The organism is uncultured Oscillibacter sp., from assembly GCF_910587525.1.
GTDB lineage: Bacteria > Bacillota > Clostridia > Oscillospirales > Oscillospiraceae > Oscillibacter.
In genome coordinates, this window is sequence record NZ_CAJULS010000084.1 from 1 (window position 1) to 10,727 (window position 10,727).

The 10,727-nt window shown below is 61.6% G+C and carries 10 protein-coding genes and 1 pseudogene; 6 read left to right on the forward strand and 5 right to left on the reverse strand.

Annotated features, from left to right (window positions below; all coding sequences use genetic code 11):
* Window positions 1-405: pseudogene (locus tag QZ326_RS08555) on the forward strand (class II fumarate hydratase); the annotation flags it as partial.
* Between the two features lie 258 nt (window positions 406-663).
* Here the strand turns inward: QZ326_RS08555 and QZ326_RS08560 are convergent.
* The 3 genes from QZ326_RS08560 to QZ326_RS08570 form a co-directional block, all read right to left on the reverse strand.
* The gene (locus QZ326_RS08560) at window positions 664-1,212 is read right to left on the reverse strand and encodes an ECF transporter S component (protein ID WP_295743948.1); all 549 of its coding nucleotides are present in this window, start codon (window positions 1,210-1,212) and stop codon (window positions 664-666) included.
* A gap of 126 nt (window positions 1,213-1,338) precedes the next feature.
* Window positions 1,339-1,755, reverse strand: a complete 417-nt coding sequence (locus QZ326_RS08565; protein ID WP_295743950.1) for a DUF3842 family protein — start codon at window positions 1,753-1,755, stop codon at window positions 1,339-1,341.
* Window positions 1,752-2,831 carry a uridine kinase gene (locus QZ326_RS08570; RefSeq protein WP_295743953.1) on the reverse strand — a complete coding sequence of 360 codons (1,080 nt, stop codon included), beginning with the start codon at window positions 2,829-2,831 and terminating at the stop codon, window positions 1,752-1,754. Before QZ326_RS08570 ends, QZ326_RS08565 begins: the two co-directional genes overlap by 4 nt.
* Window positions 2,832-2,990: 159 nt before the next feature.
* Between QZ326_RS08570 and greA the strand changes: the two genes are divergently transcribed.
* Window positions 2,991-3,494: a transcription elongation factor GreA gene (gene greA, locus QZ326_RS08575; RefSeq protein ID WP_295743956.1), complete on the forward strand. Its 504-nt coding sequence runs from the start codon at window positions 2,991-2,993 to the stop codon at window positions 3,492-3,494.
* 22 nt (window positions 3,495-3,516) lie between these two features.
* Window positions 3,517-4,878 carry a triacylglycerol lipase gene (locus QZ326_RS08580; protein ID WP_295743959.1) on the forward strand — a complete coding sequence of 454 codons (1,362 nt, stop codon included), beginning with the start codon at window positions 3,517-3,519 and terminating at the stop codon, window positions 4,876-4,878.
* A 328-nt stretch (window positions 4,879-5,206) separates the two neighbouring features.
* On the opposite strand, the gene QZ326_RS08585 is transcribed toward QZ326_RS08580, so the two are convergent.
* Complete coding sequence (locus QZ326_RS08585) at window positions 5,207-5,374, reverse strand: T6SS immunity protein Tdi1 domain-containing protein (protein WP_295743962.1); 168 nt, start codon at window positions 5,372-5,374, stop codon at window positions 5,207-5,209.
* Window positions 5,358-5,666 carry a GAD-like domain-containing protein gene (locus tag QZ326_RS08590; protein WP_295743964.1) on the reverse strand — a complete coding sequence of 103 codons (309 nt, stop codon included), beginning with the start codon at window positions 5,664-5,666 and terminating at the stop codon, window positions 5,358-5,360. Before QZ326_RS08590 ends, QZ326_RS08585 begins: the two co-directional genes overlap by 17 nt.
* A 340-nt stretch (window positions 5,667-6,006) precedes the next feature.
* Here QZ326_RS08590 and QZ326_RS08595 point away from each other — a divergent pair, with 340 nt between their 5' ends.
* From QZ326_RS08595 to QZ326_RS08605, 3 genes are all read left to right on the forward strand, one after another.
* The gene (locus QZ326_RS08595) at window positions 6,007-7,707 is read left to right on the forward strand and encodes an ABC transporter ATP-binding protein (RefSeq protein ID WP_295743967.1); all 1,701 of its coding nucleotides are present in this window, start codon (window positions 6,007-6,009) and stop codon (window positions 7,705-7,707) included.
* On the forward strand, window positions 7,704-9,434 hold the full coding sequence (locus tag QZ326_RS08600; RefSeq protein WP_295743970.1) for an ABC transporter ATP-binding protein: 1,731 nt from the start codon (window positions 7,704-7,706) through the stop codon (window positions 9,432-9,434). The genes QZ326_RS08595 and QZ326_RS08600 overlap by 4 nt, the downstream gene beginning before the upstream one ends.
* 320 nt (window positions 9,435-9,754) lie before the next feature.
* The coding region (locus tag QZ326_RS08605; protein ID WP_295743972.1) for an iron ABC transporter permease at window positions 9,755-10,727 on the forward strand (973 nt) is incomplete at its 3' end.

Here is a 10,727-nt window from a genome sequence, read left to right on the forward strand (position 1 = left end):
CCCACCCAGTGCGAGGCGGTCACCATGGCGGCGGTGCAGGTGATGGGGAACGACGCCGCCATCGGCTTTGCCGCCAGCCAGGGAAATTTCCAGCTGAATGTGTTTCTGCCGGTATCGGCCTATAATTTTCTGCTGTCTGCCAGCCTGCTCTCGGACGCCATGGACTCCTTCCAGACCCACTGCGTGGAGGGAATTGTCCCCAACGTGGAGAGGATGGAGGAAAACCTGAACAACTCGCTGATGCTGGTGACCTGCCTGACGCCGAAGATCGGCTATGAAAAGGCGGCGGCGTGCGCCAAGAAGGCCCTTCGGGACGGCACGACGCTGAAAGCGGCGGTGCTGGCCCTGGGGCTTCTGACGGCGGAGGAGTTTGACGAGACGGTCCGGCCGGAGAAAATGGTATAAATATAAGGAGTGAGGACGGCGGAGCCGTCCTCACTTCTCAGTCTGACAGAACACCTCGCCAATGGCGAGGTTTTTAGGACTTATGGCAAATAAAGTGGAATAAAGCAAAATGGGAAAGGGACCGTCGATTGGGCGTTTTGACATTTTTCAAACAAGGCCTCGTGTTTCTTTCCGGCCGGGCAAATGAGCGCGTATTTTCGCAGACTGAAGGCACAGCGGCTTGGCCGTTGTGCCTTCGTTTGGTTCAGCTTGAAAAAATCAGGCGGGAAGGGGGGCCGTCCGCCCGAAGAAGCCGGCCCGTTTCAGGGCCATCACCAGCAGGGGGATCAGGGCGATGTGGACAATCATTCCGGGGACAGCGTTCAAAAACGCCCCCGCCATGAACATGGTCCAGGTGAAGGGTTCTCCGGAGACGCCGCTGAGAAGCACCCGGACTACGCCCCAGACCACCCGGCCTGCCAGCATGGCGCCGGTCAGGGCGGCGTAGATGTTGACGGGACGCTTGGGCAGGGTGCGGTACAGCAGGCCGGACACCAGGCCGTAGGCCGCCAGCTCAAAGCACATGGCCAGTCCTGTGGGAAAGATGCGAGGCATGTGGAACAGGGCGAAGCGCAGCAGGGGCGCCACGGCCCCCACCGCCATGGCCCACCAGGGTCCGCAGAGGAAGCCCGCCAGCAGGACAGGGATGTGCATGGGGCTCAGGGCGCTGCCAATCTGGGGGATCTGCCCCGTCAGGAAGGGCAGGACCATGCACAGGGCCAGGCAGACAGCCGCCGTAACCAGGTTCTTGGTGTTCAGATTTTTCATAGTGCCGTTCTCCCTTTCAAATAGATGTGTTGCCGTCTTGAACGGGAGGCCGCGCCTTCATGGCGCGATTGGAAAAGCAGGGGACTCTATGTAATATCTCCGGCTTGGCCGGAGGGCTGCGCAGGATCAGTTTGCCGCCGGACACATGGCCCGAAGCAGCTCCACCGCCTCGTCCATGAGCTTGGAGAGGGTCATGGACTGGGTGCCTACCACCACATTGTTGCAGTGGTTCACCGGCAGCAGCAGCTTCCGGGCGGGGCTCTGGCCCACAGCCAATGCCATGGCGGGAGTTACCTCTCCCAACAGGGAGTCGGCGGCCAGGATGCCGATGGGACCGGCGATGACGTCCGCGTCCCGGCAGTTCACCAGCACCGGATTTTCACCGGTGGCGCCGGCGTCCGCTCCGGCCTTCAGCATGGCGGAGGTGGCGATGGCGTTGGTGCCCACGGCCACGATGTCACAGGGCAGGGCGGCGGCCTTGACCCGCTCGATGAGGACCTGTCCCATGCGGCCGCTTTGGCCGTCGATCACGACTACTTTCATGTATCCGCCTCCAGAATCAAATCACACCGGCCCGCCGTGTCCGTGGCCTCAAAATACCGCTGTTCCAGGGGAATCCAGGTGCTGAAAAAACGCGCCTGGGCCTCCGGAGCGTTCCGCCTTTGGATGCGGGCCCTTTGCAGCTCTGGGGAAATGCGCAAAAAGGCGGAGAGGTCATAGCAGCCCGCCAGGGCCGGGTGCATGCTGTATGCCCCCTCCACAATGCTCAATTTCCTGGGCGCTGCCGCGGTGGGACCGCCCACCGTCCGGGTATGGCAGTCATAGGGCCGGTATTGGACCGTCTCGCCCCGGGTCAGAGGCAGCAGGACCTCCTGAGAAAATCGCTCATAGTCCACATTGCCGCCGGGTTCCGACAGCCGCTCCGCCGTCCGCTGCGTTGGGCGGAGGAAAAAGTCGTCCATATGGAACACATGGCTGTCCGGGCAGATCCGCTCCAGCAGGGCCGCCAGGGTGGTTTTGCCTGCGGCGCTGCCGCCCTCCAGGGCGAGAATCACCTGCTTTTTTTCTTCCAGCTGCCGGTCCAGAGCGGCCAGCAGGGGCAGAAGGCGGACGTATTCCCGCCGGACCACCCGGTAGGCCGGGGCGTAAGCCCGGCGGAATTCCTCCGAGTGGCGGCAGGTGGGAAAGCCGGCTTTCCGCCAGTTTGACACCGCCTGAGCGGTTTCCTCACAGGAGAAGGGCAGCTGCCCCTCCCGGGCCAGAGACAGCAGGCGGCGGAGCTTTTCCTCCAGCGCCGAAGGGCTCCCAGCGGGGACTTCGGCAGACAGGGCGAAGAGACGCTGCAGCGTCCGGGGGGTGAGGCCGGTCTGCGCCAGATACCGCAGGTGCAGCCGGCAAAAGCCGCCGTCCAGCATCTCCAGAGCGGGACCGTTCTCACCGGCGGAGCACGCCGCCAGCTCCTCCTGAATAAGGCGCAGGCCCGCAGCCTCGTCCGTAACGAAGTGGCCGCAGCCGAATACGCTCTGGTGCAGGGCTTTCAGCAGGTCCTGGGGCCGCAGGGCGGGATACCGCCGGCACTGGACCAGCAGAAATTCGGTTGTAGACCGGGGGTCATTCATGGGTGTCCTCGCTTTCAGATGCCGTGTAATTCTCATTATACAGCATGGAGCGGGGTCCAAGTCAAGAGCCTATGATAAAAACGGGCTTTCCAACAGAGAAAAAATATGGTATCTTATTAATATAGTATTGGAAAATACCAGACAATGAGGGGTGTTTTTGTGTACGAGGAACTGACAGAGGTGGATATTAAGAAAATGCGGGAGGAGCTGGACCACCGTATCCGGGTCCTGCGGCCCCAGCTGATCGAGGAGGTGCAGACCGCCCGGGCCTTCGGCGACCTCAGCGAGAACTTTGAGTACAAGTGCGCCAAGCAGGCGAAAAACCGCAATGACAGCCGCATCCGCTACCTGGAGCGGATGATCCGCACCGCCAGGGTCATCGAGGTGCAAGGTAGCGAGGACACAGTGGGCCTCTTTGCCAGCGTGACCATTTACAATGAGCTCATCAAGCGGGAGATGACCATCCGCATCGTCACCACACTGCGCCAGGACGCCCTGAAGGGCCTTGTCAGCAAGGAGTCCCCGGTGGGAAAGGCCCTGTTGGGGCATCAGGCGGGGGACCGGGTCCAGGTGGAGGTGGACCCCCAGACGAAGTATTTTGTGGAGATCCGGGCCATCGAGAAGGGCACGGACGACGAGAGCCTGGATATCAGCTCCTATTGAGCGGGGGAAAGAGGGATAGATTATGAAATATGTCAGAAGGGCCGTCTATACGCTGCTGCTGTGCCTGCTGGCCAATTACCTGGCGCTGATCTCGCTTCCGCTCTCCTGGCCGGCCGTCAGCGCCGCCGCTGCCCCGCTGTGCTGGGTGGCGCTGCTGGCGGCGTTTATCTATATCAACCTGCGTCCTCTGCCGAGGACTGCGCCCACCCGGCGGATTCAGCGTCTGGCGGAGGGCTGTGAGCTGCTGCGGCTGTTTGCCGCCGGCTTTGCCCTGACCTGCTGTCTCCAACTGGCCTGGCTGTGGTGGGTGTTTTGGACCGGGGGTGAGGACGGGGTGCCGTTTATGGTTCTTCTGGACCTGCTTCTTGTGGTCCTCTCCCTGTGCGTCCTCTTTTGGAACGGCATGATCCGGGTCTACCTCACCTCCGTGCAGCTGGGCATCAAGCACCGCCTTCTGGCGGCGCTGTGCGGCTGGATCCCGCTGGTGAACCTGTGGTATCTGGCGAAGATCATCCGCATTACCGGGGATGAGGCGGAATTTGAGACGGAGAAATGGGAGCTGGACGAGACCAGAACGGAGAGCGAGATCTGCAAAACGAAATATCCCCTCCTGATGGTCCACGGTGTGTTCTTCCGGGATTTCCGGTATCTCAACTACTGGGGCCGCATCCCGAAAGAACTGATCCGCAACGGGGCCACGGTCTACTACGGACAGCAGCAGTCCGCGGCGGCGGTGGAGGACAGCGGCAGGGAACTGGCGGAGCGCATCCGGCAGATCGTGAAGGAGACGGGCTGCGAAAAAGTGAACATCATCGCCCACTCCAAGGGCGGGCTGGACAGCCGGGCCGCCATTTCCCATTGCTCCATGGCCCCCTATGTAGCCACGCTGACCACTATCAACACGCCCCACCGGGGCTGTATCTTCGCCGAGTACCTGCTGGGCAAGGTGCCGGAGGCCGTCCGGCAGAAGATTGCGGCGGCCTACAACGCCGCGCTGCGGCAGGTGGGAGATCCCAACCCAGATTTTCTGGCGGCGGTGGCGGACCTGACAGAGAGCGCCTGCCTCGCCCGAAACGGGGTGACGCCGGACATCCCCGGCGTGGTGTATGAGAGTGTTATGTCCTACTGTAAGAAGGCCCGGCACGGCAAGTTCCCCCTGAACATGACTTACCCCATCGTCAGGCACTTTGACGGCCTCAACGACGGACTGGTTTCCGTCGAGTCCGCCAAGTGGGGAGAGAGGTTCACCCTCCTGGAGCCGGAGGGGAAGCGGGGCATTACCCACGGCGACGTGGTGGATTTGAACCGGGAGAATATCAAGGGGTTCGACGTGCGGGAGTTCTATGTGAAGATGGCGGCGGACCTGAAGCGCCGGGGATTTTGAGGTACATATCGAGAGGACGGCCTCATGGCCGTCCTCTGCTTTACTTCTGAGAATTGCCCTAGAGATAAAATCCCCAAGGCGGTTCCCGCCAAATGATTGCCAGCATGTAAAACGCCGCGGCGGCGCATAACCCGGCCAAAAGCAGCAGGATAATTGCCAGGATTTTGAAACGGGGCCTTTTCCAAATCTCCCACGCCGCAATCAATAGGACGACTGCCGTCCCTGCCGCACCCAGTATCATAATGAAGAAGAAAAAATAAGCTAATCCCACGGTTTCCACCCGGTTTCTTTTTGTTGGGGTGACTGCAATGCCGTCAGCCAGCGGTCATCACGCTCCGACCTTCCCGGCTGACTGCGTAATCAAATCAATATGTTCCGTGATTTTCACTTTTCGCAGGTTGTCCACTTTTCTGCTCCCGCCCAACCCAAGAAGCGGCGTATATCCGAAACATTCATCAAATTGAAGCGGCCCCCCATTTTTAGACCGCTGCTTCATAGGTTGGGATTTCGAAATGCGCCGTGTCGAAAACGCCGTCAGCTAAATCGTCCCAAAAGAAATCAAAGCCGGCGGCAATCCCCTCAAACAGGCCTTCTTTGTACTTGATAATGCGGATATATCGACCTTTTTCCCAGGTCAGAATATCAGCAAAAGCAGTAACAAAAATTGGAATGGCGGTACTGCTTAAAACGTAGCTGTCATGGAGCAGCGCTTGATATTCCTCTGGATTTATCATTTTCAGATAACCGTCCAACAGACTTCCAAATCCGTATTTTTGCCAGACATTCAATAGGGCAGGCGGCAGTATGGAGTTATATTGAACACATAATTCCCGACTTGCCCCCTGATCTTGTTCAAAGCGGTCAAACAGTATGATAACCTCCGCTTGTTGAGTTTTACCAGTATATCATATCTGCGCAGCTGCTTCCAGAAAAATTTCAAACCACCTGTGCGCCTCTGCTTCGGCGAGGACATTGCCATTGACAGGAGCGCCTATGCCCCGCCCGCCCCGCTGGTTTCCATATGAACGGATTTTGCAAAAAACAGTTGCGCATTACAACAATTTGCGGATTGACTTGACGCTGTGATATGGTATGATTTCCTTAATAAAGAAGAGAGGAGGCGCTGAGATGAGCACTGTGCTGGGATACCTGCGGCCCCACAGCCGCCGTGTGGCCTGCGGGGTGACGGTGAAATTTGCCGCGGCACTGCTGGAGCTGGTGCTGCCGCTGCTGCTGGAGCACATTGTGGACGTGAGCGTCCCTGCCGGAGATCTGGCCGCCATCTGGCTCTGCGGCGGACTGATGGCGGCACTGGCCTTTGGGGCGGCCTTCTGCAACATCACTGCCAACCGCATGGCGGCATGGGTGTCCATGGAGGTGACCCGGACCCTGCGGGAAGACCTTTACAGCCGGACCCAGCGCCTCTCCTGCGCCCAGATGGACCGGTTTTCCACCTCTTCTCTGGTGTCCCGGCTGACCAATGACACCTACAACGTCCACCAGATGTTCGACAAGGTGCAGCGGGGCGGTATCCGGGCTCCCATGCTGGTGCTGGGGGGACTGGCGCTGACCTTTCTGCTGGAGCCGGCCCTGGCGGCGGTGCAGCTGGCGGTGAGCCTTCTGACCTTCCTGACCATCTGGCAGGTGACCCGCCGGGGCATCCCCCACTACGCCGCGGCCCAGGCGGCCGGGGACACGGTGGTGCGGATTATTCGGGAGAACGCCTCCGGCGTTCGGGTGGTTAAGGCCCTGGCCTGCCAGGGCAGGGAGCGGCAGCGGTTCGGGGAGGCCAATGAGACCGCCCGCCGGGCAGAGGAGACCGCCGGCTGCGTCATGGCCGCCGCAAATCCCCTGACGGACCTCCTGTTGAACACGGGACTGGTGCTGGTGGTGCTGGTGGGAGCCCTCCGGGTCAACGCCGGGCAGATGCCCGCGGGCCAGATCGTGGCGTTTTTGTCCTATTTCACCCTGATCCAGACCGCAACTCTGGGGATCGCCAAGGTGTTCATCCGGATCAGCAAGGGGGCGGCCTCCGCCCGGCGGATTGAGGAGATCCTGCTGGAGCCGGAGGACCAGCCCCTCCGGCCCTCGGAGGCAGTCTCGGAGGCGGAGCTGGGGATGGAGGGTGTCTCCTTTTCCTACCAGGGGATAGGGAGGGACCTGGCGGACGTGAGCTTCACCCTGGGAAAGGGGGAGACCCTGGGCATCCTGGGCCCCACCGGCAGCGGAAAAAGCACCCTGGCGGCTCTGCTGATGCGCCTGTATGACGCCGGAGAAGGCATTGTCTGGGTGGGGGGCCGGGATGTGAACAGCGTTCCCGGGGAGGAGCGCCGCTTCGGCGTGGTGTTCCAGAACGAGGCGCTGCTGAACGACAGCGTGTATGAAAATATCTCCTTCCTGCGGAACATCCCCCGGGAGGACGTGATCGCCGCGGCCAAAACCGCCCAGGCCTGGGACTTCATCCAGGGGCTGCCGGAGGGGCTGGACAGCCGCCTGGACATCCGGGGAGCGAACCTCTCCGGCGGACAGCGGCAGCGGCTGCTGACGGCCCGGGCCCTGGCGGGGAAGCCCGCTGTCCTGGTGCTGGACAGCGCTGACAGCGCCCTGGATTACGCAACCGCCGGCGCCCTGCGGCGGGCCATCCGCCGGGACTGCCCCGGTGTGACGCTGGTGGTGATCTCCGAGCGGGTGGCCTCCCTGCGCTGTGCGGACCGTATCCTGGTGCTGGAGGAGGGCCGGGTCACGGCCCAGGGAACCCATGGGGAACTGCTGGAGCGCTGTGCCCGCTACCGGCATATTGCGGAGCTTCAAAGGGGGGTGCTGCTGTGAAACGGCATATTCTGCGGCGGCTGGCCCGGTTTCTGAGGCCCTACGCCCTGCGGCTGACCCTGTGCCTGGGGCTGACGGTCCTCTCCAGCCTGCTGTCCCTGGCGGCGCCGCTGCTGTCCGGCCGGGCGGTGGACGCGGTGGGCACCGTCCCCGGGGCGGTGGACTTCCCAGGGGTGTTCCGGGCCTGCGGCGGGATGCTGGCCTGCTACGCGCTCTCCTCCTTGCTGAGTTACGCCGTGTCCGCCCGGATCATCAAGGTGGGGCAGTCCGTGTCCCGGGATCTGCGGAAGGCTGCCTTTGACCGCATGAGCGAGCTGCCGGTGGAGTATTTCGACACCCACCCGGCAGGCGATCTGGTCAGCCGGGTGTGCTATGACGTGGACACCGTGAACGCCGCCATTTCCACGGATCTGCTCCACCTATGCACCAGCGCCCTGACGGTGGGGGGCTCCTTTTTGATGCTGCTGGCCATCTCCCCCCGGCTGACCTGTGTCTTTTTCGTCACGGTGCCGCTGTCCCTCTTTCTCACCCGTTTTCAGATGAGGCGCATCCACCCCCTGTTTCGCCTTCGCTCCAGGGAGCTGGGAGCTCTCAACAGTTTTGCCGAAGAGCGGGTGGGCCGCCAGCGGGCCATTCGGGCCTACGGCGTGGAGGCGGCGGACCTGGAGCAGTTTCAGGCATACAACGCCGCCGCCTCGGAGGCCTATTACGAGGCCGACCGGGCCAGCGCCTCTCTGGGGCCGTCGGTGAACTTTATCAACAACCTCTCTCTGGCGGCGGTCAGCATGTTCGGTGCACTGCTGTACCTGGGGGGCGGGCTGACCCTGGGCAACCTCTCCTCCTTTGTGCTGTATTCGCGCAAGTTCTCCAGCCCCATCCGGGAGGCTGCCAACCTTTTGAGTGAGCTCCAGTCCAGCGCGGCGGCGGCGGAGCGGGTGCTGGACCTGCTGGATGAACAGCCAGAGCCGGGAGACATCCCCGGTGCCGTGGAGCCGGAGAAGCTGTGGGGGGACATCTCCTTCGACCATGTGGACTTCGGCTATGACCCGGACCGGCCTGTACTGCGGGATTTCACCGCCCGTATTCCCGCCGGAAGTCTGGCGGCGGTGGTGGGGCCCACCGGGGCGGGGAAGACCACCTTGGTCTCCCTGCTGCTGCGGTTCTACCGTCCCCAGAGCGGCTCCATTTCCATCGATGGTGTGCCCCTGGAGGAGTATACCCGGGACGGGCTGCGCCGCCGTCTGGCCCTGGTGCTCCAGGACACATGGCTCTTCGGCGGCACCATCGCCGAGAATATTGCCTACGGCGCGCAGGGGGCCTCCCGGGAGCAGATCGTGGAGGCCGCCAAGGCCGCCCGGGTTCACCGCTTCATCACCTCTCTGCCCCAGGGGTACGACACCGTTCTCGCCGACGAGGGGGCAGGCATCTCCAAGGGCCAGCGGCAGCTGCTGGCCATCGCCCGGTGCTTTCTCACCGGCGCGGACATCGTCATCCTGGACGAGGCCACCAGCAGCGTGGATACGGAGACGGAGGGGGAGGTCAATCTGGCTGTGGAGCGGCTGCGGCAGGGGAGAACCTGCTTTGTCATCGCCCACCGTCTGGCCACTGTCCGCCGGGCGGATTGTATCCTGGTGCTGGATCAGGGCGGCGTGGCGGAGGCGGGAACCCATCAGGAACTGCTGGCGGCGGGAGGCGTTTACGCCTCGCTGTCCCGGGCGGCAGAGTGAGTGTTTCCCGGCGGGAGAAACGAAAACGTATCCAAAGGTGCAGGAAAAGTCAATCGGCAAAATGTAAAAACTTGAACAATAAATTTGGATAGTATTCACAACATTTGTGAAAATGGCCAAAAATCCCACCGCAAAATAGGGAACATATCAATTGACAAAAGGCGGTAAAACTCTCTATAATGAAAATACGAAAACGCAAACGTTTGCACAAATTTGCGCCTGATCACCGCGGATTTGTGGAGACAGAGCGAGAGTTGAGGAAAAAGAAGACTGATTCATGCCCCAGCGATCCCCCGCAGTAATCAGAAAGAGGTGTTACCGTGGCAAAGAAAGATCTTCCCAGAAAACCCCTGACGAAAACAAGGCTTAAAAACCTGATCCTGAACGTTCTGCGCAACCCCTTCAACATGATCGTGCTGGTCAGCCTCGTGGTGCTGTTCTGCCTGATCGTCATCCCCCTGCTGACCATGATCAAATCCACCTTTACCCTGGCGGAGGGTGAACTCCGCCGTGTGGACGGCGAGGTGGGCCAGTTCACCATGTACTACTGGTGGTATATGGCCGTCAGCAATATGTCCAAGGCCGTGCTGTGGAAGCCGCTGCTCAACTCCTTCGTCTGCGGTTTTTTCACCACGCTGATCTCCGTGCCCCTGGGCTCGGTGCTGGCCTGGCTGATGATCCGCACCGACATCCCCGGCAAGAAGATCCTGGGCATTTTGATCACCGTGCCCTACATGATCCCCTCCTGGACCAAGGCTCTGGCGTGGCTGGCCGTGTTCCGCACCCCCACCAGCGGCGCCAACGGCTTCCTGACAGGTCTTGGAATTCCCATTCCCGACGTGCTGGCTTACGGCCCCATCGCCATTGTGCTGTGCATGTCCATGCACTACTACGCCTTCTCCTATATTCAGGTATCCGGCGCGCTCCGCTCCATCAACTCCGAATTGGAGGAGATGGGTGAGATCCAGGGCGCCAACAAGGCCCAGATCCTGCGCCATATCACACTCCCCCTGATCCTGCCCTCCGTGCTCAGCGCCTTGGTCATGACCGTGTCCAAGTCCATCGGTACATATGGCGTGGCGGCCAACCTGGGCAACCGCATCGGTTACTACACCTTGGCCACCCGCATGCGGGTGTTCATCGACCAGGGTCCCCAGGCCGTGGGCTATGCCATGAGCATCGTTCTGGTGGGTCTGGCCGCCCTGATCCTCATGAGCAACCAGAAGGCCATCGGCGTCCGCAAGTCCTATGCCACCGTGGGCGGCAAGGGCGGCCGCAGCACCCTGATGCCTC

What these genes read in the sequence shown, in the direction of transcription:
- QZ326_RS08560 (WP_295743948.1), bottom strand. Translation starts at nt 1,212, where the DNA reads ATGAAAAATCTGAACACCAAGAACCTGGTTACGGCGGCTGTCTGCCTG.
- QZ326_RS08570 (WP_295743953.1), bottom strand. Translation starts at nt 2,831, where the DNA reads ATGAATGACCCCCGGTCTACAACCGAATTTCTGCTGGTCCAGTGCCGG.
- QZ326_RS08580 (WP_295743959.1), top strand. Translation starts at nt 3,517, where the DNA reads ATGAAATATGTCAGAAGGGCCGTCTATACGCTGCTGCTGTGCCTGCTG.
- QZ326_RS08585 (WP_295743962.1), bottom strand. Translation starts at nt 5,374, where the DNA reads ATGAAGCAGCGGTCTAAAAATGGGGGGCCGCTTCAATTTGATGAATGT.
- QZ326_RS08595 (WP_295743967.1), top strand. Translation starts at nt 6,007, where the DNA reads ATGAGCACTGTGCTGGGATACCTGCGGCCCCACAGCCGCCGTGTGGCC.
- QZ326_RS08565 (WP_295743950.1), bottom strand. Translation starts at nt 1,755, where the DNA reads ATGAAAGTAGTCGTGATCGACGGCCAAAGCGGCCGCATGGGACAGGTC.